Source organism: Bradyrhizobium tropiciagri, assembly GCF_001189845.1.
GTDB lineage: Bacteria > Pseudomonadota > Alphaproteobacteria > Rhizobiales > Xanthobacteraceae > Bradyrhizobium > Bradyrhizobium tropiciagri.
In genome coordinates this window covers 29,587-51,291 of the sequence record NZ_LFLZ01000065.1, presented here as the reverse complement: position 1 = coordinate 51,291, position 21,705 = coordinate 29,587, and the positions used below count along the sequence as shown (strand labels likewise).

The window sequence follows — 21,705 nt, the reverse complement described above, 5'->3', positions numbered from 1 at the left end:
GAGCCCGACCCCGCCCCGACCCCGGCGGCAACGCCCGTGCCCCCGCCGGCCGAGACCAAGTCGCCGGCTGACAGCCCGGCCGCGTCGCAGTCTCCGACACCACCGCCGGCCGCCCCGGTCCAGACCGCCGACCCGTTCGGCGAGCCGTTCACGCTGGAGCCGAAGAAGGTCGTGATGCTGAAGGGCACGGCCAATTGGGATTCCGCCTTCGACGCGCTGATCGAGGCGTTCAAGCAGCTCACCGCCCTGCTCGACAAGGACGGCATCAAGGCATCGGGCAACCCGATGATCGTCTACACCTCGACCGACGACACCGGCTTCACCTTCATCGCCGAAATCCCGGTCGATCAGGATGCGAAGAACCTCGGCAAGAACATGAGCATGGGCAATTCGCCAGACGGCAAGGCGCTGAAGTTCGTCCACCGCGGTTCCTACGACAACATGGACAACACCTATGAGGCGATCACCAATCACCTCGACGACAAGAAGCTCGAAGCCAAGGACACCTTCATCGAGGAATACATCACCGATCCGCTGAAGACCGCCGAAGACAAGCTTGTGATCAACGTCTACGTACCCTTGAAGTGAACCAGATGACCTATCGCCTCCCCTTCGCCGCCGCCCTCCTCGCAACCACCCTGCTCGCTGCACCCGCAATGGCCGATTCCGACTTTCCGCCGGCGATCTCGGTCACCGGCGAAGCCACCGTATCGGCGGCGCCCGATCAGGCGCAGCTCGACGCAGGCGTCACGACCGACGGCAAGACCGCACGCGAGGCCACCGAAGCCAACAACGTGACGATGGGCAAGGTGCTGGCCGCGCTGAAGGGCGCCGGCATCGCGGAGAAGGATTATCAGACCTCGCGGCTGTCGCTGCAGCCGCAATTCGCCAACCGCACGCCATCGTCGCCGAACGCGCCGCCCAGCATCGTCGGTTATCACGCGAGCAACCGCGTCACGATCAAGCTGCACGACGTGAGCAAGGTCGCCGGCGTCATCGACGTGCTGGTGGGCGCCGGCGCCAACGACATCGGCGCGCTCAATTTCTCGGTGTCGCAGGCCTCGAAGCTGCTCGACGACGCGCGCGAAAAGGCTGTCGCCGACGCCCGCCGCAAGGCGGAGATCTACGCCAGGGCCGCCGGCGTCACGCTCGGCGCGCCGTTGAACATCGCGGAGGTCGGTTCGGCGCCGGTGCCGATGTTCCGCGCCAAGATGGCCACCGCCGGATTCGCCGCTGCACCGACGCCGGTGGCGCAAGGCGAGGAGACGCTGACGGTGAATGTGAGCGTTTCGTGGGCGATTAAGCCGGCGCAGTAGCCTCAACCGTCATTGCGAGGAGCGAAGCGACGAAGCAATCCATCTACCGCCTTGCGGAGATGTGGATTGCTTCGCTGCGCTCGCAATGACGGTTAAATCTCGAACACCTGCCCCGGCTTCAACGCGACAAACTTCTCGCGCGGCACTTTCGCCGCGTCCAATGCCGCGCCCAGCGCGATCGCGGGCGCGTCGATTGCCTCGTCGGTCAATTGGAACGTGCCGTGGTGATGCGCCAGCGCTTGCGCCGCGCCGCAATCGGCCAGCGCCTTCACGGCGTCTTCCGGGTTCATGTGCTGGTCCTGCATGAACCAGCGCGGCTCGTAGGCACCGATCGGCAGGATCGCGAGCCTTAAGGGTCCATGCGCGTCGGCCACGCGGCGGAAATGCCGGCCGTCGCCGTAACCGGAATCGCAGACGATGTAGAGCTTGCCGGCCGGCGTCTCCAGCACGAAGCTCGCCCACAGCACCTTGTTGCGATCGAACAGGCCGCGCGCCGACCAGTGCCGGGTCGGTACCAGCGTTGCGGCAACGCCGCCGCCAAGCTCGACGCGCTGATGCCAGTCGAACGCCTCGGCCTTGATCGCGGCATCGGATGCGCGCATCGTCACATCATTGCCGAGCGGCGTTATCACGCGAGGGCCGAACGCGGCATTCAGCTTCGACAGCGTCGCGACGTCGAGATGGTCGTAATGGCCGTGCGACACCAGCACGATGTCGATGTGAGGCAAATTGTCGAAGGCAATGCCGGGATCATTGTGCCGCTTCGGCCCAGCAAAGCTGAACGGCGAGGCGCGCATCGACCAGACCGGATCGACAAGAATATTGAGGCCGCCGGTCTGGATCAGCCAGCTGGCATGGCCGACGAAGCAGAACCGCACTTTATCGCCCTCGACGCGTGGCGGCGGCGTATCGGCATGGGGGCTTGGCGCCCATTCCGGCCAGACCGCGCGTTTCCGGCCGCCCCCGAACTGCCAGCGCAGCACCTCGCCGAGCGATTTCGGCGGCGAGCCGTCGGGATCGAAGAAGTGCAGGCCGTCGAAATGATCCGAGACGGGGCCGTCGTAGGTTTTCATGTAGGTCATCCAGATCGAGGGCACGCCGATTGCGGCGGCGGCTCCGGTCAAGGTTGCGAGAATGCGGCGGCGGGTGATGGGCAAGCGGGTTCCCGAATAGGAGGCAGGCTCCGTTTATATGGGTGGCAGCGGCGAATTCGGAACGGAGGCAACAAATCGACGCAATTTCAGTGATTTAAGGCCAGACCTAATCCGGTTGCAGCGAAACTTTCCTTGACTTTGCCGCCCCGGCAGCGTTTAACGCCGCGACTTTCTCGGAAAGCTTCGTCTTTTCGACCCGCCGACTGGTCCTGGAGGCCAGAGGCCAACGCCCGACAGCGCGATGCGCCCTCGGGCGCGAAAGTGTTTGGACTTCCTTCCCCCTCGCCCCGCTCTTGCGGGGAGAGGGTCGGGGTGAGGGGCTCTCTCCGCGCGTGATGCGCGTGGATAGTCCTGTACCCCCTCACCCGGATCGCAAGGGCGATCCGACCTCTCCCCGCAAGCGGGGCGAGGTGAAAAGAGGACAACGGCATTGTTCGACAATCTGTCGGAACGGCTTGGTGGCATTCTCGATCGTCTGACGGGGCGCGGTGCGCTGACCGAAAAGGACGTCGATGCCGCAATGCGCGAGGTACGCCGCGCGCTGCTCGAGGCCGACGTCGCGCTCGAGGTGGTCCGCAGCTTCATCGACCGGGTCCGCGAGCAGGCGATCGGCGCAACCGTCGTCAAGTCGGTGACGCCGGGCCAGATGGTGGTGAAGATCGTCCATGACGAGCTCGTCGCCACGCTCGGCTCCGACGGCCAGACCATCGACATCAACTCCGTGCCGCCGGTGCCGATCATGATGGTCGGTCTGCAAGGCTCCGGTAAGACCACCACCACCGCAAAGCTCGCGCGCCGCATGGTCCAGCGCGACAAGCGCAAGGTGCTGATGGCCTCGCTCGACGTCTACCGCCCGGCGGCGATGGAGCAGCTCGCGGTGCTCGGCCGCGATCTCGACATTCCGACGCTGCCGATCGTCGCCGGCCAGATGCCGCCGCAGATCGCCCGGCGCGCGCTCGAGGCCGGCAAGCTCGGCGGCTACGACGTCGTGCTGCTCGACACCGCCGGCCGCACTACGCTCGACGAAGACATGATGAAGGAGGCGGCCGAGATCAAGGCCGCCGCCAACCCGCATGAAGTGCTGCTGGTTGCGGACTCGCTCACCGGCCAGGACGCGGTCAACCTCGCACGCTCGTTCGATGAGCGCGTCGGCCTCACCGGCATCGTGCTGACGCGCGTCGACGGCGACGGCCGCGGCGGTGCGGCGCTGTCGATGCGCGCGGTGACCGGCAAGCCGATCAAGCTGATCGGCACCGGCGAAAAGACCGACGCGCTGGAAGACTTCCATCCGAACCGCATCGCCGGCCGCATCCTCGGCATGGGCGACGTCGTCTCGCTGGTCGAGAAGGCCGCCGCCAATATCGACGCCGAGAAGGCCGCGCGCACCGCCGAGCGCATGCGCAAGGGTCAGTTCGACCTCAATGACATGCGCGAGCAGCTGCAGCAGATGGCGAACATGGGCGGCATCGGCGGCCTGATGGGCATGATGCCCGGCATCTCCAAGATGAAGAACCAGATCGCGGCCGCCGGCATCGACGACAAGATTTTGAAGCGCCAGGTCGCGATCATCGATTCGATGACGCGGCAGGAGCGCAAGAACCCGGATCTCCTGAAGGCGAGCCGCAAGAAGCGCATCGCGGCCGGCGCCGGCCAGAGCGTCGAGCACGTCAACAAGCTGCTGAAGATGCACCGGAACATGGCCGACATGATGAAGGCCATGGGATCCGGCAAGCGCGGCCCGCTCGCCGGCATCGCCCAGGCGATGGGCTTTGGCGGCGGCATGAAGCCGCCCTCGCCCGAGGAGATGAAGGCGCTCGCCGAGAAGATGCAGGGCGGCGCCGGCGGCGGCCTGCCCAATTTGCCGAAGGATTTGCCGGCCGGGTTGCGCGGCGGCCTGCCGAACGTGCCGGGCCTGACCGGCCTTTCCGGCAAGCCGATGCTGCCGGGCCTCGGCGGCTTCCCGGGCAAGAAGAAATGACCCTCTTTCGTCATTGCGAGCGCAGCGAAGCAATCCATCTCACCGCCCGCCGAGACATGGATTGCTTCGTCGCTTCGCTCCTCGCAATGACGGCGTAACTGACCAATACAGACTTCAAACCAACACTTAAGGAGAACTCAATGTCCGTTGTTATCCGCCTCGCTCGCGCAGGCACCAAGAAGCGTCCGGTCTATCACGTCGTCGTCGCCGACTCGCGCTTCCCGCGCGATGGTCGCTTCATCGAGCGTCTCGGCCACTTCAACCCGCTGCTTCCGAAGGACAACGAGGCCCGCCTGAAGCTCGACATGGACAAGGTGAAGGCCTGGCTCGCCAAGGGCGCGCAGCCGTCGGATCGCGTGACCCGCTTCCTCGACGCCGCCGGCGTCAAGAAGCGCGCGCCGCGCAACAACCCCGAGAAGGCCGTCCCGCGCAAGGAGCGCAAGGCGCAGGCCGAAGCCGCCGCCAAGGCTTAAGCTGAACGGCGACCACGGTGGCTGCACCGGTTTGTGTCGCCCGTATCGGCGCTGCGCATGGTGTGCGCGGCGCGTCCGGCTGTGGACCTTCACCGAATATCCGCTGGCCGTGAAGGATTACGGCCCGCTGATGACCAAGGACGGCACGCGCCAGTTCGAGGTCACGCATGCGCGCGAGGCCAAGGACCATCTGGTGGTGACGCTGAAGGGCGTCGCCACCCGCGACGACGCCGAACGGCTCAACGGTCTCGAGCTTTACGTTCCGCGCGATCGCCTGCCGGAAACCGACGACGGCGAATATTACCACACCGATTTGATCGGGCTCGCCGCGGTGACGACGGCAGAGCAGCCGCTCGGCAAGGTGATCGCGATCCATAATTTCGGCGCCGGCGACATCATCGAGATCGCCCCGCCGCAGGGCGCGACGATGCTGCTGCCCTTCACCAACGCGGTGGTGCCGAGGGTCGATCTTGCCGGCGGCCGCGTCGTGATCGACCTGCCGCAGGAAATCGACGGCGACGATCCGTCGGCGGCCTGATCCGAAGTATTCTTCAGCCTGTCATCCGGCCCTGCTGCTCGAGCCAGTCGCAGAACACCGCGCTGTGCGGATCGTTGCTGCGGCCCGCCGGGAAATACGCGAAGTAGCTCCGCGCCGGCAGGCTGACGTCCGGAAACGGCGTCACCAGACGCCCGGCCACGAGGTCATCGGCAATCAGCGCCGTCGGCCCCATCGCGACGCCGAGGCCATCGAGCGCGGCCTGGATCGTCAGATAGAAATGATCGAAGGTCAGCGAGGCCGTAGGCTCCAGCGCGGATTGCCCCGCTTCAGTCAGCCAGTCGCGCCACAACCGCGGCATCGACGTGACATGCAGCAGCGTGTGCCGCGAGAGATCCGCGATCTCGTGCAGCGGCAATTGCGCGAGCAATGACGGGCTGCACACCGGCAACCGCCGCTCCGACACCAGGAAGCGTGACGAGAAGCCGTGGAAGGTATCCGGCCCGCCGCGGATCACGACGTCGAAGGATTCAGGCAGCGCATCCACCGGATCGTTCGACGTGCTCAGCCGCACCTCGATGTCAGGATGCTCGGCGCGAAACCGGCTCATCCGCGGCAGCAGCCACCGCAAACTGAATGTCGCGAGCGCATTGACGCGCAACACCGCGACCGCTGTGTCGCCGCGCCGGGCGCGATGCTGCTGCACGGCGGCGGAGACCCGGTCGAGCGCCGGCGCAAACTCCGCCAGCAGCGCCGCGCCCGCCGGCGTCAGCACCACGCGCCGCACCGATCGCCGGAACAGCGCCGGCGCGCCCAGCCATTCCTCGAGCAGGCGGATCTGCTGGCTGACGGCCCCGTGCGTAACGCTGAGCTCGGCGGCGGCTTCCTTGAAGCTGCCGAGCCGCGCGGCGGCCTCGAAGGCGCGGACCGCATTGAGCGGCGGCAGGCTGCGGCGTGGGACGAACATGCTCCCTCAATACCAGATTTTCTAACGCATGATCCGATTATTACTGATTTGTGACAGGCGTTTTGGCGGCGCATAGTGCCATGCAAGCTTTTCGTATCTCTTCTCTTTCTGGAAATCTCTCCTGATGCCCATCCGCCCAAGCTTTAGATTTTCTTGTTCCGGATGGCGGCAATGAGCGTATCCGCAGAAGCCGGCACATCCTCCCCCGGCAGCGTCAAGGCGACCCGCACGCTGACGGTGACCGGGCTGAACCATGCCCTCCACGACGGCTACACGGACCTGATCTACGTGCTGCTGCCGGTCTGGCAGGCCGAATTCGCGCTGAGCTACGGGCTGCTGGCGTTGCTGCGCGGGCTCTATGCCGGCGCCATGGCCGGCTTGCAGATTCCGGTCGGCCGCATCGCGGAGCGGATCGACGGCAAGATCATCCTGATCGCTGGCACGGCGCTGTCGGCGCTCGGCTATGTGTTCGCCGGCTTTTCCGGCGGCGTCATCGGACTTGGCCTGGCGCTGGCGCTCTCCGGCGCCGGCTCGAGCACGCAGCACCCGATCGCTTCGGCCGCAGTCTCGCGCGCCTATGGCGCGGGAGCGCGCGGGCCGCTCGGCATCTACAATTTCTCGGGCGATCTCGGCAAGGCGGCGATCCCGGCGGCAACCTCGATCCTGCTCGTGATCATGTCATGGCGGCACGCGCTGCTCGTGCTCGCATTGGCAGGATTGCTTGTCGCGATCTGCATCACGCTCTGGATGCCGTCGGTCGGCAAGGGCGCCGAGCACAAGGCGAGCACAGCTTCACACCGCGCGAGCGCAAGCGGCGGTTTCCCCTGGCTGCTCGCGATCGGAATTCTCGACACCGCGGTCAGGATGGGCTTTCTCACCTTCCTGCCGTTCCTGTTGCGCGACAAAGGCGCCTCGCTGCCGACCAACGGTCTCGCGCTGGCGCTGGTCTTTATCGGCGGCGCCGCGGGCAAATTCACCTGCGGCTGGCTCGGCGAACGCGTCGGCACACTGCGCACCGTGCTGATCACCGAAGGCGGCACGGCGGCGCTGATCGTTGCGGTCCTCGTGTTGCCGCTGGCACCGGCCATCGTGCTGCTGCCGCTGCTCGGCGTGATGCTCAACGGCACCTCCTCGGTGTTGTACGGCACGGTGCCCGAGCTGACGCCGCCGCATCAGACCGAGCGCGCCTTCGCGCTGTTCTATACCGGGACGATCGGATCGGGCGCGATCGCGCCGGTGCTCTATGGCCTGCTCGGCGACGCGCTCGGCCCGACGCTCGCCACCACGGCGACCGCACTCACGGCGCTGGCGATCTGTCCGCTTGCGGTGGCGCTGGCGCGGCATCTCGCGGACGAGCCAAAGGCGACATGACGCACAACTAGCCCGTAGCCCGGATGAAGCCAACGGGTCGCGCGAATGCGCGCCCGATGACAGGCTCCGCGAAATCCGGGGCCGTTCCTCGTTGCCGGCGCGATTCCCGGATTGCGCTTCGCTCCATCCGGGCTACTTAAGCAATGGTCTCACGGAGCATCCCAATGACAAGCACGCACAAGGCCTGGCGGCTGCACGCCCACAATGATCTTCGTTTCGAGGATGTCGCAACGCCGAAGCCCGCGCCCGACGGGGTCATCGTCAAGATCGAAGCCGGCATGGTGCTGTCCTACACCAACAAGCTGCTCTCAGGTGCACTGCCCTACAGCCTGCCGCCGATGCCGTTCGTGCCGGGCACCAACGCGATCGCGCGCGTCGTCGCCGCCGGCGAAAACGTTACGCATGTCCGCAGCGGCGACCGCGTATTCCTCAGCCCGCATCTGCGCGGCGACGTGCCGGATCGCGATCCGCCGCAGATCCTGATCGGCCTCACTGCCACGGTGAAGACGCCGGAGGCGCTGGCGTTGCAGGCACGCTGGCGCGACGGCGTGTTCGCGGAGATCGCGCATTGGCCGGCCGCCTGCGTCACGCCGCTCGCCAATCTCGACGACAAACCGGCGACCGAGCTGATCGGGCTCGCCAAACTGATCGTGCCGTTCGGCGGATTGCAGCGCTCCGGCCTGCGCGGCGGGCAGACCATCGTCGTCAACGGCGCGACCGGCTATTTCGGTTCGGGCGGTGTGATGCTCGCGGTCGCGATGGGCGCGGGCCGTGTCGTCGCGGTCGGCCGCAAGCAGGCCGCACTCGAGCAATTGCGCGAGGCATTCGGCCCGCGCGTCATTCCCGCCGCCGTCACCGGCGATGCATCGGCCGATCTTCAGACCGTCCGCCGCGCCGCCGGCGGCAGCGCCGATGTCGCGCTCGATTTGCTCGGCGCCGCGAAGAGCACCTCGACCACGCTGTCCTGCCTGCGCGCGCTGAAGCGCGGCGGCCGCATGGTGCTGATGGGCAGCGCCGAGGTGCCGCTCGAACTCTCGTTCCGCGAGATGCTGGCCAATGACTGGGAGATAGTCGGACAGTTCATGTACGACCGCACGGCACCTGGCCAACTCGCCGGTCTCGCCGCCGAGCGCCTGCTTGATCTGCGCAAGATCAACGTCGCGAGCTTCGCCCTCGCCGATTTCCGCCGCGCGGTGGACGCGGCCGCCATGATGCAGAGCCTCGACCTCACGGCCGTGGTGCCGTAACCAGACGCCATGACACCGCAAGAGACCCCGGCCCAAGCGACACCATGGCGCGCAACCGTGCTGACCCTCTTCCCGGACATGTTTCCGGGGCCGCTCGGCGTCAGCCTCGCCGGCAAGGCGCTGGCTGGCGGCCTCTGGTCGCTGGAGGCGCGCGATATCAGGGCATCCGCGACCGACAAGCACCGCAGCGTCGACGACACGCCGGCCGGCGGCGGTCCGGGCATGGTGCTCCGTGCCGACGTGCTGGCGGCGGCGATCGATGCCGCCGCCATCGCGCCTGATCGGCCGCGCCTCTTGATGAGCCCGCGGGGTCGGCCGTTGACCCAGACCCACGTCGCCGAGCTGGCGGCCGGGCCCGGCCCCCTGATCGTCTGCGGCCGCTTCGAGGGCATCGACCAGCGGGTGATCGAGGCGCGGGGGCTGGAGGAGGTCTCGATCGGCGATTATGTGCTGTCCGGCGGCGAAATCGCCGCGATGGCCCTGATCGACGCCTGCGTCCGCCTGCTGCCGGGGGTAATGGGGAAGCTGGCCTCGGGAACCGAGGAGAGCTTCTCCGAAGGACTACTGGAGTACCCCCAATACACCCGTCCGCAAGAGTTCGAGGGCCGGCAAATCCCGGAAATCCTGATTTCCGGCGATCATGCCAAGGTCGCAGCCTGGCGGCTGGCCCAATCCGAGGCCCTGACGGCGGCCCGGCGGCCCGATCTCTGGGCCAGGCGGGCCGGCCAAAAAGCCGCTCCGCGAAGGACAAAAAACACGACAGACGGGTGACAAACCCTGCGCTTTGCCTTATAGGCACGGCCTAATCCGCACACGCGCAGGATAGATGGACGTTTGCGCAGCCCCCATACAGGCTGGGCGCGCCGCCGATGGAGATTTCGATGAACCTTATTCAGCAGCTCGAAAAAGAGCAGTTCGACAAGCTTGCCGCCACCAAGGACATTCCGGAGTTCGGCCCCGGCGATACCGTCATTGTCAACGTGAAGGTGGTCGAAGGCGAGCGCACCCGCGTGCAGGCCTACGAGGGCGTTTGCATCGGCCGTTCCGGCCAGGGCCTCAACGAGAGCTTCACCGTGCGCAAGATTTCGTACGGCGAAGGCGTCGAGCGCGTCTTCCCGGTGATGTCGCCGATGATCGACTCGATCAAGGTCGTGCGCCGCGGCAAGGTGCGTCGCGCCAAGCTCTATTACCTGCGCAACCTGCGCGGCAAGTCGGCCCGCATCGTCGAGAAGCAGGACCGCCAGACCGCCGTCGGCGAGTAATTTTTCCCTCGTAGCGTTTTCGAGCGAAGTGGGGACCGGTTCGCGTTAAGAAAACGCGTCAAAACAAGAACCGGATGTGACCAAAAGCGCGGGGCCTGCCCCGCGCTTTTTCGTTGCGGCATACCTATCTGACTTGCAGGCCCGCGCATCGATCGATTGTCGCGGGCGCGAGCCCTGTGTTAGAAATTTAGAATGGTTCCGGATCAAGCAGACCAGCCCTGCAAGCGCGTCGTGATCGACGATCGCTCGCGGCTGCCCGGCCGCTTCTTCGGGCGCTTTGCGACGTCGGCAACGTCTGAGCTTAGACGCGCAGCGTAACGCTGCCTGGACGCTTTCGCCTGCTCGCGCGCTTGAGACGCGCTCAACGCCATTCACCACTGAATTTCCTTCTGGAGCTGAAGCTCATGTCCAAACCGACCACGCTGTACGACAAGATCTGGAACGACCACCTGGTCCATGAGGCCGAGGACGGCACCTGCCTGCTCTACATCGACCGCCATCTGGTGCACGAGGTGACCTCGCCGCAGGCGTTCGAAGGCCTGCGCGCCGCCGGCCGCAAGGTGCACGCGCCCGAGAAGACGCTCGCCGTCGTCGACCACAACATCCCGACCACCGATCGCTCGAAGCCGAACCCGGACCCCGAGAGCATCGAGCAGATGCGGGTGATGGCGGAGAACGCCAAGGAATTCGGCATCGAATATTACAACGAGTTCGACAAGCGTCAGGGCATCGTCCACGTCATCGGCCCGGAGCAGGGTTTCACGCTGCCCGGCACCACGATCGTCTGCGGTGACAGCCACACCTCGACGCATGGCGCGTTCGGCGCGCTCGCGCACGGCATCGGCACCTCCGAGGTCGAGCACGTGCTGGCGACGCAGACGCTGATCCAGAAGAAGGCCAAGAACATGCGCGCGATCGTCGACGGCAAGTTGCCTGAAGGCGTGACCGGCAAGGACATCATCCTGGCGATCATCGGCGAGATCGGCACCGCCGGCGGCACCGGCTATGTGCTGGAATATGCCGGCGAGGCGATCCGTGCGCTGTCGATGGAAGGCCGCATGACGGTCTGCAACATGTCGATCGAAGGCGGCGCGCGCGCCGGCCTGGTTGCGCCCGACCAGAAGGCGTTCGACTTCCTGCGCGACCGCCCGAAGGCGCCGAAGGGCGCCGCCTGGGATGCCGCGATGCGCTATTGGGAGACGCTGCGCTCCGACGAGGGCGCGCATTTCGACCACGAGCTGCGGCTCGACGCCGCCAAGCTGCCGCCGATCGTCACCTGGGGCACTTCGCCTGAGGACGTGATCTCGATCACCGGCTTCGTGCCGGATCCGGACAAGATCGCGGACGAGGCCAAGCGTCTCTCCAAGCATCGCGCGCTGAAATATATGGGCCTGACCGCCGGCACCAAGATCACCGACATCAAGCTCGACCGCGTCTTCATCGGCTCCTGCACCAACGGCCGCATCGAGGATTTGCGCGCCGCGGCCAAGATCGCCGAGGGCAAGACCGTCAACGCCAACGTCAACGCGATGATCGTGCCGGGCTCTGGCATCGTGAAGGAGCAGGCGGAAGCCGAAGGCCTCGACAAGATCTTCATTGCGGCCGGCTTCGAATGGCGCGAGCCGGGCTGCTCGATGTGCCTTGCGATGAACCCGGACAAGCTGAAGCCGGAAGAGCGCTGTGCCTCGACCTCGAACCGCAACTTCGAGGGCCGCCAGGGCTTCAAGGGCCGCACCCATCTGGTGTCGCCCGCGATGGCCGCGGCCGCCGCGATCGCCGGCCACTTCGTCGACGTCCGCGACTGGCGGTAGGGAGAGGTTTCGCCTCAACCTCGAGCCGTTGTGGAAACGGCTCGTTAACGGGGCGCACGCACACTGCCTCCTTGCGAAGACCAGCTTCGCAAGGAGCGCGTGCCGTGGCCGATAAACCCGAATTCGTCGATATGATCAGCGATGCGACGCGCCAGAAGCGCCGTCGTCACGCAGCGCCGCGCATCATCGATCCGCTTCCCGAGGTGAAGGAGACCTCGCGCCTCAGCCACTGGCCGCCAGAGCGCTGGACGCAATGGCGGATGGAGAACCTGACGCCGTGGAAGATCAAATCCTGGAAGTTGAAGAACTGGGATTAGCGTAAGGAGTGAACGGGCGCCGTGAGGCGCCCGCTGTCATTTCAGCCCTCACCAATAGCCGTACGGCCGCCAGTAGTGACAGTGATGCCACCGCGGCCGGCAGATCCGGCGCGGTCCGTAATAGGTCCAGACCACCCGGCAGCGACGGTGATGGTAATAGGCCGGGTAATAGTAGGACGATCCATAGAAGTAGCGCCGGTGATGGAAGTGCCGGCGATAGCCGTAGCGGTAACCGCCGCCGTAGAAGCGGTGGTAGCCGCCGTAATGGCGGTGGAAGCCGCCATAGCGATAGCCGCCGTGAAACGCCGGCGCGCCGCGGAAGCCGCCACCATGAGAGCCGCGAAAACCACCGCCATGGAAGCCACCGCCGTGAAATCCGCCACCGTGGAAACCGCCGCCATGAAAGCCTCCGCCGTGGCCGCCGCCACCGCCATGCCGAACCCGGGTCGTCATGGCATCGGCCGTGGACTTCGCCGCGGACACGGTGCCGGGGCTCGCCAGCGACAGCGCTTCGGCGCGGTGCTGCGAGGCGATCGACAATGCCAGGACCGCGGCCGTCGCAACACCAAGACGGCGCACCAGTCGACGCCGCAAAGAGCTCTCCCTCATCTCTGAACCTCCCTGACAACAGCAGTGACAGCCGCGCTGCATGGCAGCCGGTCGCACTGCGTTCATTGCAGTCGCTCCCGCCGCAACGCTAGAAATGCCGAACTGAATGCGCCATGACCGCGCAGGATTGTGCGGCGAAAAGTCCGGAGGGGACGTCAGTGACTGTCTATGTGATCGTGCAACTCAAGATGACCGATCGGGCCGCCTATGACCGGTATCAGGCGCGCTTCCTCGACGTGTTCAGGAAGTTCAACGGGCGGCTGCTGTCGGCCGACGAACATCCCGCCGTTCTCGAAGGCAATTGGGATCGCGACAAGCTGGTGCTGATGTCGTTCCCCGACGAAGCCGCCTTCCGCGCCTGGTCGGAATCGCCTGAGTACGTCGAGATCTCCAGGGATCGTAAAGCAGGCGCGCAAGGCATCGTGCTGCTGGCGAAGGGCTTTGCGCCGTGACGTCAGCTGGCGCAGCTCCGGTCTAGCGGAGCTGCGCGTGTGTCGGTCTGCTACGCCGCGTGCATCACCAGAACGGGCCGAACCCAAAGCCGAAGGTAAACGGCGCCGGCGAAGCGTAAGGATACGGCCGATAATAATAGGGCCGCCCGTAATAATAGGAGCCGTACGGCCGATAGTAGGAATAGGGCTGATAGTACGGCCGGTAATAGGGACGGTAGCCGTGGTGATAATGGTGACGATGGTAATGGCGATGATGGCGCTGTGCGCTGAAGTCGGTCGCCTTGCCCGCTTGCCGCCCTTGCGCCGCAGCCTGCGGCTTGGCTGATGCCGCGGCGGTCGCCGATGCCGGCGCCGTCAACGCGAATGCACAAGCGACAGCGGCGACACCGATCCATCTCATCATGATCAACTCCTGCAGATTTCGATCGGTATCATCTCGCGCGCGCGAATCTGCCGGTTTGATGGCTGCGAACGACGACAGGCCCGCTGCTCACGGGCCTGTGTCTCAACTGCGCTGATACGCCGCGCGATCAGCGGCGCCAGTGGCGGCGATGGCCCCAGCCACGGTGATGTCCGCGATGCCAACCACGATGCCAACCGCGATTATGTCCACGGCCCCAGCGTACCTGCGTGGTGGTCTGGTTCGCGTTGTCCTGAACCGTTGCGGCGGTGCCCGGCGTCGCCAGCGACATCGCGTTCGCGCGCTCGGCCGGCGCCGCCAAAACCAGTACGGCACCGACGGCCGCAAGCCCCAGAACGTTCAACACCTTCATGCGTCGTCTCCTTGATCCCTTGAGGTCACGTCTTGCAACGACGATTTGTTTTGAATCGACCTCGTTGCCGCGACGCAGATCGCGAGCTGGATGCGGACGACGTGAGTGGGAAGGGAATATCTGCGCCACGATCATGAATGCAGCAGGCGTGCTCAGGTTCCGGCAAAGCCGCAGGAATTTTCGTGTCTGTGCGTAAAACCCGGCATAGACAATGGTCGTATCTTGCGAGGTGCCTCTCGCTGGAGATCGCCGATGACACAACACGGCCTGCGCAGATGGCTCACGCTCGGCGCGACCGCGCTCGCTGGTTCCATGATTTCAATTGATGTCGCGCTCGCCTCGCAAGGCCCGGGCGGCGGCATGGGAACGGCGAGCCATCTCACGCAAATGCTGATGGCGCTCGTGGTCTATGGAACGATGGGAGCGATCGCAACCGTCGCGGTGATCAGTGCAGCAAGCCGACGTATGCGCAGCTAGCCCGGCCGCCAGAAGCAGTTCATGCGCGGCGTGATCACGGTGCCGCTCGGCCGGTGCTCCTGCACATAGGTCGCGGTGCAATCCCGCACGGCGTTCGGACCGGGATTGTAACGCGGGATCACGTCCGGTTCCCAATGATCGGGCCGCGACCGGTAGATCGGCACCCGCCTCAAGTGGCGGCGCTCGACGACGCGCTCGCGGACAACCGGTGCCTCGCCGATGCGCGCTTCGGCCGCTGCGCTCTGCGCGCGCGCCTCTCCGGCCGCAAGCAAAGGCCCGACTGATGCCGCCAACAGCGCTGCCGCCACGATCCTCTTCATCACGCCACCCGAGCCCCAATTATTGGCCGCACGGTCTCCCATTGCGCCGCCAAGGTCAACTGCGCTGGCGCCGCCGGAGGCACTCGCGCTAAAGGAGTGTCATGTGGACCACAGCAAAAGCCCCCTCGCTCGCCGAGATGGAGGCCATGGCGCACGAGGTTTTCGCGCGCCTGCCTGACACGTTCCGGGCCCTCTGCGAGGGCCTGATCATCCGTGTCGACGACTTCCCGGCCGACGAGGTGCTGGACGAGATGCAGGCCGAGAGCGAGTTCGACCTGCTCGGCCTGTTCCACGGCATCGGGCTGCCGCAGCAGAGCCATGGCGACGTGGCCCGGCTCCCCAACCTGGTCTGGCTCTACCGCCGGCCGATCCTGGACTATTGGGCGGAGCACGACGAGACCCTCGGCCACATCGTCCGCCACGTGCTGATCCATGAGATCGGGCACCATTTCGGCCTCTCGGACGCCGATATGGAGGCGATTGAGGCCGATGCGGGGTAAAGCGTTTTCGAGCGCAAGCCTGTCCCGGACTTGATCCGGGATGGACCCCGGTTCGCATGAAGAAAACGCGTCAAAACAAGAAGCTGGAGCCCATTCCGCTTCTATCGAAGCGGAATGGGCTCCAGCCCTGCAGAAATGGCCCTTTTACGGCTGTCACATTCGCGATAGATATCCGGCCCCTATCCCCACTTTTTGGCCCGGGAAGAGCACCGATGGACAAGTTCACCACGCTGGAAGGCGTCGCGGCACCGCTGAAGATCATCAATGTCGACACCGACATGATCATTCCGAAGCAGTATCTGAAGACCATCAAGCGCACCGGCCTTGGCAAGGGGCTCTTCTCCGAGCAGCGCTACAAGGATGACGGCAGCGAGAACCCGGATTTCGTCCTCAACCAGTCCGCCTATCGCAACGCGAAGGTGCTGGTCGCCGGCGACAATTTCGGCTGCGGCTCGAGCCGCGAGCATGCGCCCTGGGCGCTGCTCGACTTCGGCATCCGCTGCGTGATCTCGACCTCGTTCGGCGACATCTTCTACAACAACTGCTTCAAGAACGGCATCCTGCCGATCCGCGTGTCGCAGGAGGATCTCGACAAGCTGTTCGACGATGCCGAGCGCGGCGCCAATGCGACGCTGACCATCGACCTCCCGAGCCAGGAGATCCGCGGTCCCGACGGCGGCAAGGTGAAGTTCGAGATCGATCCGTTCCGCAAGCACTGCCTGATCAACGGCCTCGACGACATCGGCCTGACGATGGAGAAGAAGAAGTCGATCGACACCTATGAGGCCAAGCTCAAGGAACGTGCCTGGGCCTGAGGTCCGGCGTATCATCGCGCCCCGGTGCCTCCAGGCGCCGGGGTTTTTCTTTGCGAACTTGTCCTGTCACGAACCTGCTGATGGCTGACGCGCATGCTGCCTGACATCGTCACCTTCTGGCATGGCTCGATGGACGCGCTGCGCCAGACCTGCCTGCGCTCGCAGCTGGCGGCCGGGCACAAGGTCACCGTCTACAGCTTCGACCCGATTCCCGGTCTGCCCGACGGCGTCGGCAATGCCGAGGCCGAGGCGGTACTGCCGCATGCGTTCTCGGAGAAGCTGCGTCCTGCCGAGCGCGACGGTTCGTGGCGCGACTGGACCATCTTGCAATTCAGCGACTTCTTCCGGATGCGGCTGATGGCGCGGCGCGCGGGCCTCTGGCTCGACGCCGATGTGCTGTTGCTCAAGCCCGTCGCGATCGATCCGGCAAAGCCCTATTTTGCCTGGGAGCGGCCGCGGCAGCTCGGCAACTCGGTGCTGTATCTGCCGCCGCATGATCCGATCGTGCGCGCATTCGAAGCGCTGATGCAGCAGGACGAGCTGGCGCCGGACTGGCTGGCGCTGCGTCACCGCCTGACCTTTGCGATGCGCAAGCTGCGCGCCAAATCCAACCGCCTCTCCGACATCCGCATCGCGATCTACGGCCCGGCCGCGCTCACCGCGCTCGCACGCCGCGAAGGCGAGTTGCAATACGCGCTGCCGAAGCGTTCGTTCTATACGGTGCACGCCGAGCCGAAGCTATTCTTCGAGCCGTCGGATTTTTCGCGGTATTTGAACGATCCGGACATCATCGGCCTGCACATCTCGCCGAAGGGCCGCGGCAAGGAAGCGCCGATCCCGGGCAGCCTCTATGCCTGGGCCGCGGAGAAGTTTGGGGCGTAGTCACGACGCAGGTTCACCCTCTCCCCTTGTGGGAGAGGGTGGCTTCGCGAAGCGAAGCCGGGTGAGGGGTTCTCTCCACACGGAAGAATTCCGCAAGTGGCAACAACCCCTCATCCGTCGCGGACTGCGTCCGCGCCACCTTCTCCCACAAGGGGAGAAGGGAAGAACGGCGCGTCCTAATGCCCCATCGCGGCGATTGCGTCGGCGATCGCGATGGTGCGCTTGGCCATCTCGGCGTGCAGGCGCTCGACCATGCGGCCGTCGAGTTGGATCGCGCCGCGCGAGGCGTTCTCCGGCTGTGCGAAGGCGGCGATGATCTTGCGCGCCTCGGCGACCTCGGCCTCCGGCGGCGTGAAGATCGCGTTGCAGGCATCGATGTGGCTCGGATGGATCAGCGTCTTGCCGTCGAAGCCGAGATCGCGGCCCTGCGCGCATTCCTCCGCGAAGCCGTCGATGTTGCTGATGTCGCTGTAGGGCCCGTCGAGGATCTCGAGCCCGTGCGCGCGGGCCGCCAGGATGCAATGCGTGATCATCGGGATCATCGCCGCGCGGCCCGGCTTCATGCGGATCCGGGTTTCGCGCGCAATGTCGTTCGGCCCGAACACGAAGCCGGCGAGCCGCGTCTCGGAGTCCTTCGAGGCCGCGGCAAGCTTGTCGGCGTCGAGCACCGCGCGCGCGGTCTCGATCATCGCCCAGACCCGGACCGAGGCAGGGGCGTTGATGTCGCTGAGGCGATCGGCGACGGCGTTGAGATCGTCGACCGTGGAAATCTTCGGGACCAGGATCCCGTCCGGCTGCGCCTTGCCGGCCATGCCGATGTCGTCGACCCACCAGGGCGTATCGAGCGCGTTGATGCGGATCAGAACCTCGCGCTTGCCAAAACCCTTCGCGGCAACCGCCTTGGCGATCTGCTCGCGGGCCACCGCCTTGGCATCGGGGGCAACGGAATCCTCCAGGTCGAGGATGATACCGTCGGCCGCCAGCGTGCGGGCCTTCTCCAGCGCCCGTGCATTCGATCCCGGCATGAACAACAGGCTGCGGCGCGGACGGGTCATCGGCATGTCTCCTCGGAGCTTGGGCTTAGCCAGTGTCCATTGTTTGGGCACGAGCAGGAACCCCATTTCAACGTTGCCGTATCATCTCAGGCGGCACGCCGAAAGTCTTGTTCCCGTCATTGGCATGTGGTTAGCCAGAGGCCATGAAATTCTTTCCGAAGCAGTTGATCGACGGCTACCGGACCTTCGCGACCCAGCGGTTGCCGACTGAACAGTCGCGCTACCGGGACCTGTCGGAACGCGGCCAGTTTCCCGAAACCATGGTGATCGGCTGCTGCGATTCCCGCGTCTCGCCCGAAGTGATCTTCGACGCGGGTCCGGGTGAATTGTTCGTGGTCCGGAACATCGCCAACCTGGTTCCGGTCTATCAACCCGACAGCAACGCGCACGGCGTGTCGGCCGCGCTGGAATACGCCGTGACCGTGCTGAAGGTGAAGAACATCGTGGTGCTGGGCCATGCCCAGTGCGGCGGCATCCGTGCCTTCGTCGACAAGATCAAGCCGCTGACCCCCGGCGACTTCATCGGCAAATGGATGCAGATGTTCATCAAGCCCGGCGAAGTGGTCGAGCAGCGCGACCATGAGAGCATGCAGGACTTCGTCACCCGCATCGAGAAGGCGGCGGTGTTCCGCTCGCTGGAGAATCTGATGACGTTCCCGTTCGTCCGCGAACGCGTGGAGAGCGGCGAGACGCAGCTGCACGGCGCCTATTTCGGCGTCGCCGAGGGCTCGCTGTTCGTGCTCGACCGGGCTGCGAAGGAATTCATCAGCGTCACCGATGCCCTGAAAGCCGGCGAGTAGCGCTGCCGGCTACGCCTCGTCGTGAGCGTTGCCCCAGCGATCGGACAGCGCGAGCAGCAGCGCCGAGATCACGAACACCAGGTGCACGGCGACGAGCCAGGTCATCCGCGTCGCGTCGAACGCGGCATCGATGTTCAGGAACGCTTCCAGCACGTGGATCGCGGAAATCGCGACGATCGAGGCCAGCAGCTTCTGCTTCAGCCCGGCAAAATCGATCTTGGTGATCCAGATCGGCCAGTTCGGGTTGCCTGACGTGTCGATGCGCGAGACGAAGTTCTCGTAGCCCGAGAACACCACGATGAGAATGAGATTGGCGACCAGCGTGACGTCGATCAGCGCCAGCGCATCGAGGATGACTTCCGTCGATTTGTAGCCGGCCGCATGCAGCACGAACTCCCACAGCATGCGCGCGAATTTCAGCAGCAGCACGGCAAGCGCGACCACCAGGCCGACATAGAACGGCGCCATCAGCCAGCGGCTGTTGAACAGCACATATTCGAAGCCGCGCATGATGCGCGGCGTCGCCGGACTTGCTGGGGTGGGAGCCGCTTGTTCCGACATGGTTCCGCCCCCCGTTTGGTCTGTCTTAAGCCGCTTTTTGCTTGGCGGTGATCAGCTTGCGGTTGATCAGGACCTCGGCGATCTGCACGGCGTTCAGCGCCGCGCCCTTACGCAGATTGTCCGACACGCACCAGAACGCGAGGCCGTTCTCGACCGTCGCATCCTCGCGGATGCGGCTGATATAGGTCGCGTCCTCGCCGGCGGCCTCATAGGGCGTGACGTAGCCGCCCGGCTCGTGCTTGTCGATCACGAGGCAGCCCGGCGCATTGCGCAGGATGTTGCGCGCCTCGTCCGCGGTGATCGGATTGGCGAACTCGACATTGACCGCTTCGGAGTGACCGACGAAGACAGGCACGCGCACGCAGGTCGCGGTCAGCTTGATCTTGGGATCAAGGATCTTCTTGGTCTCCGCCATCATCTTCCACTCTTCCTTGGTGAAGCCGTCTTCCATGAAGACGTCGATCTGCGGAATGACGTTGAAGGCGATGCGCTTCGGAAACTTCTTATTGATCAGCTCGTCATTGGTGTAGACGGCCTTGGTCTGCGAGAACAATTCGTCCATCGCATCCTTGCCGGCGCCCGACACCGATTGATAGGTCGAGACCACGACGCGGGTGATCGTCGCCTTGTCGTGCAGCGGCTTCAGCGCGACGACGAGCTGCGCGGTCGAGCAGTTCGGGTTGGCGATGATGTTCTTCTTGGTGAAGCCGGCGGCCGCATCCGCGTTCACCTCCGGCACGATCAGCGGCACGTCCGGGTCCATGCGCCAGGCCGAGGAATTGTCGATCACGACCGCGCCGGCGGCGCCGATCTTGGGCGACCATTCCTTGGAGACCGAGCCGCCGGCCGACATCAAGCAGATGTCGATGTCGGAGAAATCATAGTGCTCGAGCGCCTTCACCTTCAGGGTGCGGTCGCCATAGGACACCTCGATGCCGACGCTGCGGCGCGAGGCCAGCACGACGACCTCGTCGGCGGGGAATTTGCGCTCGTCGAGAATGTTGAGCATTTCGCGCCCGACATTGCCGGTCGCACCGACCACCGCGACTTTGTAACCCATCGTTCACTCTCCGACGAAATATGCCCGTTCCCCCGCCACGTGCGGAAAGGGAAGAGGCAGCGCTTCTATGCGAGAAACCCCGTCAAGACAACGTTGCGTAGCGTTTGAGCGTTTTGATGCGTTTATTTCGGGCCGATCCGGCCGCACCCCATCATACGAGAAATCCGTCTGACCTGACGAGCTTCGTCGACGAGGTGTACGCCACGCTCTCCGGGCTGTTCGCCTATGCCGCCGTGCTCGCGCTGTTCGTTGTCCTGGGCGTCTATCTATGGCGGCAACTGCCGGACGCAACGGCGATGCCGGTACCCGCTGCCGCGGGCTGGAGCCTGGCCGGCCGCCAAGCGCCGGCCTTCGCCATCAGCAGACCAGATCAACGAGATAAAACAGACACTTACGAAGTCTTCCGGCATCCCGAGGGCGGCCGCAAGGACGTCTTCCGCTGGGCCGATGCCAATGGCGCGGCGATGGCCGAGCTGGAAATCTACCGCCCCGGCGGCGAGGCCATGGGACCTGCGGTGACCGAGATTGCCGGGCGGCTCGACCCCGGCGGCGACCGCGGGCTCGAGGCCGCCGGCATCGTCGACAGCAAGTTCGGCAGCGTCACCCTGCTGCGCCCGGCGCGGCAGGACGGCAACCTCGCCTGCCTCGGCTTCCTCAAGCAGGCCGACGCACCCGATCTGCGCATCTCCGGCTGGACCTGCCAGGGCGCGAGCCTGCCGGCCCAGCGCGCCGCGATCGTCTGCATGCTGAACCGCCTGACCCTGCTGGCCGCCGGCAATGACCCGAGGCTCGCCGCGCTGTTCGCGCATGCCGAGCTCAAGCGCACCGACTGCGTTACCTCCGGCCCGCCCGCTCTGTCGGCGGATTGGGTGATGGGCAGCGAGAACCCGCTGCTGCGCGGCGCGCTTTGATGGCGAGACCGTGGCAAGGCACTGGTTTTCATGAAACTTTTGCGCCTGGACACTAATTATCTCTGATGGTGTGGCGCAATTGACCTAGTGACGGCCTC

The 21,705-nt window shown here is 65.3% G+C and carries 26 protein-coding genes and 1 pseudogene; 18 read left to right on the top strand and 9 right to left on the bottom strand.

The window, feature by feature from the left end:
* Nucleotides 1-588 (top strand): GyrI-like domain-containing protein (locus tag AKN84_RS34860; protein WP_050424987.1); only part of this gene is annotated, 588 nt, incomplete at its 5' end.
* A 5-nt stretch (nt 589-593) separates the two neighbouring features.
* Nucleotides 594-1,316: an SIMPL domain-containing protein gene (locus AKN84_RS34855; protein ID WP_050424986.1), complete on the top strand. Its 723-nt coding sequence runs from the start codon at nt 594-596 to the stop codon at nt 1,314-1,316.
* A gap of 92 nt (nt 1,317-1,408) precedes the next feature.
* On the opposite strand, the gene AKN84_RS34850 is transcribed toward AKN84_RS34855, so the two are convergent.
* Nucleotides 1,409-2,473 carry an MBL fold metallo-hydrolase gene (locus tag AKN84_RS34850; RefSeq protein WP_050424981.1) on the bottom strand — a complete coding sequence of 355 codons (1,065 nt, stop codon included), beginning with the start codon at nt 2,471-2,473 and terminating at the stop codon, nt 1,409-1,411.
* A gap of 427 nt (nt 2,474-2,900) precedes the next feature.
* Here AKN84_RS34850 and ffh point away from each other — a divergent pair, with 427 nt between their 5' ends.
* The 3 genes and pseudogenes from ffh to rimM all read left to right on the top strand — a co-directional run bounded on the left by ffh (nt 2,901) and on the right by rimM (nt 5,459).
* On the top strand, nt 2,901-4,448 hold the full coding sequence (ffh, locus tag AKN84_RS34845; protein ID WP_050424980.1) for a signal recognition particle protein: 1,548 nt from the start codon (nt 2,901-2,903) through the stop codon (nt 4,446-4,448).
* Nucleotides 4,449-4,588: 140 nt separating this feature from the next.
* On the top strand, nt 4,589-4,921 hold the full coding sequence (gene rpsP, locus AKN84_RS34840; protein ID WP_050424979.1) for a 30S ribosomal protein S16: 333 nt from the start codon (nt 4,589-4,591) through the stop codon (nt 4,919-4,921).
* A 17-nt stretch (nt 4,922-4,938) separates the two neighbouring features.
* Nucleotides 4,939-5,459, top strand: a pseudogene (gene rimM, locus AKN84_RS34835) (ribosome maturation factor RimM).
* A 13-nt stretch (nt 5,460-5,472) separates the two neighbouring features.
* Here rimM and gcvA read toward each other — a convergent pair.
* Nucleotides 5,473-6,384: a transcriptional regulator GcvA gene (gene gcvA, locus AKN84_RS34830; RefSeq protein WP_050424977.1), complete on the bottom strand. Its 912-nt coding sequence runs from the start codon at nt 6,382-6,384 to the stop codon at nt 5,473-5,475.
* A gap of 171 nt (nt 6,385-6,555) precedes the next feature.
* On the opposite strand from gcvA, the gene AKN84_RS34825 reads away from it, so the two are divergent.
* The 6 genes from AKN84_RS34825 to AKN84_RS34800 all read left to right on the top strand — a co-directional run bounded on the left by AKN84_RS34825 (nt 6,556) and on the right by AKN84_RS34800 (nt 12,392).
* Nucleotides 6,556-7,755 (top strand): MFS transporter, encoded by a 1,200-nt coding sequence (locus tag AKN84_RS34825; protein ID WP_050424985.1) that lies wholly within the window; start codon nt 6,556-6,558, stop codon nt 7,753-7,755.
* A gap of 164 nt (nt 7,756-7,919) precedes the next feature.
* Complete coding sequence (locus tag AKN84_RS34820; protein ID WP_050424976.1) at nt 7,920-9,002, top strand: quinone oxidoreductase family protein; 1,083 nt, start codon at nt 7,920-7,922, stop codon at nt 9,000-9,002.
* Between the two features lie 9 nt (nt 9,003-9,011).
* Complete coding sequence (trmD, locus tag AKN84_RS34815) at nt 9,012-9,773, top strand: tRNA (guanosine(37)-N1)-methyltransferase TrmD (RefSeq protein ID WP_050424975.1); 762 nt, start codon at nt 9,012-9,014, stop codon at nt 9,771-9,773.
* Between the two features lie 110 nt (nt 9,774-9,883).
* The gene (gene rplS / locus AKN84_RS34810) at nt 9,884-10,264 is read left to right on the top strand and encodes a 50S ribosomal protein L19 (protein ID WP_018269387.1); all 381 of its coding nucleotides are present in this window, start codon (nt 9,884-9,886) and stop codon (nt 10,262-10,264) included.
* A 404-nt stretch (nt 10,265-10,668) separates the two neighbouring features.
* Nucleotides 10,669-12,075, top strand: coding sequence for a 3-isopropylmalate dehydratase large subunit (gene leuC, locus AKN84_RS34805; RefSeq protein WP_050424974.1), 1,407 nt, complete (start codon nt 10,669-10,671; stop codon nt 12,073-12,075).
* Nucleotides 12,076-12,179: 104 nt separating this feature from the next.
* Nucleotides 12,180-12,392, top strand: coding sequence for a hypothetical protein (locus AKN84_RS34800; protein WP_050424973.1), 213 nt, complete (start codon nt 12,180-12,182; stop codon nt 12,390-12,392).
* Between the two features lie 48 nt (nt 12,393-12,440).
* Here the strand turns inward: AKN84_RS34800 and AKN84_RS34795 are convergent, their stop codons facing one another.
* Nucleotides 12,441-13,001, bottom strand: coding sequence for a hypothetical protein (locus AKN84_RS34795; RefSeq protein WP_050424972.1), 561 nt, complete (start codon nt 12,999-13,001; stop codon nt 12,441-12,443).
* A 158-nt stretch (nt 13,002-13,159) separates the two neighbouring features.
* On the opposite strand from AKN84_RS34795, the gene AKN84_RS34790 reads away from it, so the two are divergent.
* Complete coding sequence (locus AKN84_RS34790; protein WP_050424970.1) at nt 13,160-13,453, top strand: DUF1330 domain-containing protein; 294 nt, start codon at nt 13,160-13,162, stop codon at nt 13,451-13,453.
* Nucleotides 13,454-13,517: 64 nt separating this feature from the next.
* Here the strand turns inward: AKN84_RS34790 and AKN84_RS34785 are convergent, their stop codons facing one another.
* Together AKN84_RS34785 and AKN84_RS34780 are read right to left on the bottom strand one after the other, a co-directional pair.
* Nucleotides 13,518-13,856: a hypothetical protein gene (locus AKN84_RS34785; protein ID WP_128971430.1), complete on the bottom strand. Its 339-nt coding sequence runs from the start codon at nt 13,854-13,856 to the stop codon at nt 13,518-13,520.
* A 127-nt stretch (nt 13,857-13,983) separates the two neighbouring features.
* Nucleotides 13,984-14,226 carry a hypothetical protein gene (locus AKN84_RS34780; RefSeq protein WP_050424969.1) on the bottom strand — a complete coding sequence of 81 codons (243 nt, stop codon included), beginning with the start codon at nt 14,224-14,226 and terminating at the stop codon, nt 13,984-13,986.
* A gap of 252 nt (nt 14,227-14,478) precedes the next feature.
* On the opposite strand from AKN84_RS34780, the gene AKN84_RS34775 reads away from it, so the two are divergent.
* Nucleotides 14,479-14,703, top strand: a complete 225-nt coding sequence (locus tag AKN84_RS34775; protein ID WP_050424968.1) for a hypothetical protein — start codon at nt 14,479-14,481, stop codon at nt 14,701-14,703.
* Here the strand turns inward: AKN84_RS34775 and AKN84_RS34770 are convergent.
* The gene (locus tag AKN84_RS34770) at nt 14,700-15,023 is read right to left on the bottom strand and encodes a hypothetical protein (RefSeq protein WP_050424967.1); all 324 of its coding nucleotides are present in this window, start codon (nt 15,021-15,023) and stop codon (nt 14,700-14,702) included. The genes AKN84_RS34775 and AKN84_RS34770 overlap by 4 nt on opposite strands.
* A gap of 101 nt (nt 15,024-15,124) precedes the next feature.
* Here AKN84_RS34770 and AKN84_RS34765 point away from each other — a divergent pair, with 101 nt between their 5' ends.
* The 3 genes from AKN84_RS34765 to AKN84_RS34755 all read left to right on the top strand — a co-directional run bounded on the left by AKN84_RS34765 (nt 15,125) and on the right by AKN84_RS34755 (nt 17,220).
* The gene (locus AKN84_RS34765; protein WP_050424966.1) at nt 15,125-15,523 is read left to right on the top strand and encodes a metallopeptidase family protein; all 399 of its coding nucleotides are present in this window, start codon (nt 15,125-15,127) and stop codon (nt 15,521-15,523) included.
* Between the two features lie 212 nt (nt 15,524-15,735).
* On the top strand, nt 15,736-16,338 hold the full coding sequence (gene leuD, locus AKN84_RS34760; protein WP_050424965.1) for a 3-isopropylmalate dehydratase small subunit: 603 nt from the start codon (nt 15,736-15,738) through the stop codon (nt 16,336-16,338).
* A 93-nt stretch (nt 16,339-16,431) separates the two neighbouring features.
* Nucleotides 16,432-17,220 carry a glycosyltransferase family 32 protein gene (locus AKN84_RS34755; RefSeq protein ID WP_050424964.1) on the top strand — a complete coding sequence of 263 codons (789 nt, stop codon included), beginning with the start codon at nt 16,432-16,434 and terminating at the stop codon, nt 17,218-17,220.
* A 176-nt stretch (nt 17,221-17,396) separates the two neighbouring features.
* Here the strand turns inward: AKN84_RS34755 and AKN84_RS34750 are convergent, their stop codons facing one another.
* A complete protein-coding gene (locus AKN84_RS34750) occupies nt 17,397-18,275 on the bottom strand; it encodes an HpcH/HpaI aldolase/citrate lyase family protein (protein ID WP_050424984.1) in 879 nt (292 codons plus the stop codon).
* 143 nt (nt 18,276-18,418) lie between these two features.
* Between AKN84_RS34750 and AKN84_RS34745 the strand changes: the two genes are divergently transcribed.
* Nucleotides 18,419-19,075: a carbonic anhydrase gene (locus AKN84_RS34745; protein ID WP_050424963.1), complete on the top strand. Its 657-nt coding sequence runs from the start codon at nt 18,419-18,421 to the stop codon at nt 19,073-19,075.
* A gap of 9 nt (nt 19,076-19,084) precedes the next feature.
* Here AKN84_RS34745 and AKN84_RS34740 read toward each other — a convergent pair whose 3' ends face one another.
* Both AKN84_RS34740 and AKN84_RS34735 read right to left on the bottom strand, forming a co-directional pair.
* Nucleotides 19,085-19,636, bottom strand: coding sequence for a TIGR00645 family protein (locus AKN84_RS34740; RefSeq protein ID WP_050424962.1), 552 nt, complete (start codon nt 19,634-19,636; stop codon nt 19,085-19,087).
* Nucleotides 19,637-19,661: 25 nt separating this feature from the next.
* Entirely contained in the window at nt 19,662-20,696 is a 1,035-nt protein-coding gene (locus AKN84_RS34735; protein WP_050424961.1) for an aspartate-semialdehyde dehydrogenase, read from the bottom strand.
* Nucleotides 20,697-20,812: 116 nt separating this feature from the next.
* Between AKN84_RS34735 and AKN84_RS34730 the strand changes: the two genes are divergently transcribed.
* Nucleotides 20,813-21,607 (top strand): hypothetical protein, encoded by a 795-nt coding sequence (locus tag AKN84_RS34730; RefSeq protein ID WP_050424960.1) that lies wholly within the window; start codon nt 20,813-20,815, stop codon nt 21,605-21,607.
* The last annotated feature ends 98 nt before the right edge of the window (nt 21,608-21,705 follow it).

Coding starts and splice junctions, on each gene's coding strand:
- AKN84_RS34855 (WP_050424986.1), top strand. CDS start 594: ATGACCTATCGCCTCCCCTTCGCCGCCGCCCTCCTCGCAACCACCCTG.
- rpsP (WP_050424979.1), top strand. CDS start 4,589: ATGTCCGTTGTTATCCGCCTCGCTCGCGCAGGCACCAAGAAGCGTCCG.
- gcvA (WP_050424977.1), bottom strand. CDS start 6,384: ATGTTCGTCCCACGCCGCAGCCTGCCGCCGCTCAATGCGGTCCGCGCC.
- AKN84_RS34825 (WP_050424985.1), top strand. CDS start 6,556: ATGAGCGTATCCGCAGAAGCCGGCACATCCTCCCCCGGCAGCGTCAAG.
- AKN84_RS34820 (WP_050424976.1), top strand. CDS start 7,920: ATGACAAGCACGCACAAGGCCTGGCGGCTGCACGCCCACAATGATCTT.
- trmD (WP_050424975.1), top strand. CDS start 9,012: ATGACACCGCAAGAGACCCCGGCCCAAGCGACACCATGGCGCGCAACC.
- rplS (WP_018269387.1), top strand. CDS start 9,884: ATGAACCTTATTCAGCAGCTCGAAAAAGAGCAGTTCGACAAGCTTGCC.
- leuC (WP_050424974.1), top strand. CDS start 10,669: ATGTCCAAACCGACCACGCTGTACGACAAGATCTGGAACGACCACCTG.
- AKN84_RS34795 (WP_050424972.1), bottom strand. CDS start 13,001: ATGAGGGAGAGCTCTTTGCGGCGTCGACTGGTGCGCCGTCTTGGTGTT.
- AKN84_RS34785 (WP_128971430.1), bottom strand. CDS start 13,856: ATGATGAGATGGATCGGTGTCGCCGCTGTCGCTTGTGCATTCGCGTTG.
- AKN84_RS34780 (WP_050424969.1), bottom strand. CDS start 14,226: ATGAAGGTGTTGAACGTTCTGGGGCTTGCGGCCGTCGGTGCCGTACTG.
- AKN84_RS34775 (WP_050424968.1), top strand. CDS start 14,479: ATGACACAACACGGCCTGCGCAGATGGCTCACGCTCGGCGCGACCGCG.
- AKN84_RS34770 (WP_050424967.1), bottom strand. CDS start 15,023: ATGAAGAGGATCGTGGCGGCAGCGCTGTTGGCGGCATCAGTCGGGCCT.
- AKN84_RS34765 (WP_050424966.1), top strand. CDS start 15,125: ATGTGGACCACAGCAAAAGCCCCCTCGCTCGCCGAGATGGAGGCCATG.
- leuD (WP_050424965.1), top strand. CDS start 15,736: ATGGACAAGTTCACCACGCTGGAAGGCGTCGCGGCACCGCTGAAGATC.
- AKN84_RS34755 (WP_050424964.1), top strand. CDS start 16,432: ATGCTGCCTGACATCGTCACCTTCTGGCATGGCTCGATGGACGCGCTG.
- AKN84_RS34750 (WP_050424984.1), bottom strand. CDS start 18,275: ATGACCCGTCCGCGCCGCAGCCTGTTGTTCATGCCGGGATCGAATGCA.
- AKN84_RS34745 (WP_050424963.1), top strand. CDS start 18,419: ATGAAATTCTTTCCGAAGCAGTTGATCGACGGCTACCGGACCTTCGCG.
- AKN84_RS34740 (WP_050424962.1), bottom strand. CDS start 19,636: ATGTCGGAACAAGCGGCTCCCACCCCAGCAAGTCCGGCGACGCCGCGC.
- AKN84_RS34735 (WP_050424961.1), bottom strand. CDS start 20,696: ATGGGTTACAAAGTCGCGGTGGTCGGTGCGACCGGCAATGTCGGGCGC.
- AKN84_RS34730 (WP_050424960.1), top strand. CDS start 20,813: ATGCGTTTATTTCGGGCCGATCCGGCCGCACCCCATCATACGAGAAAT.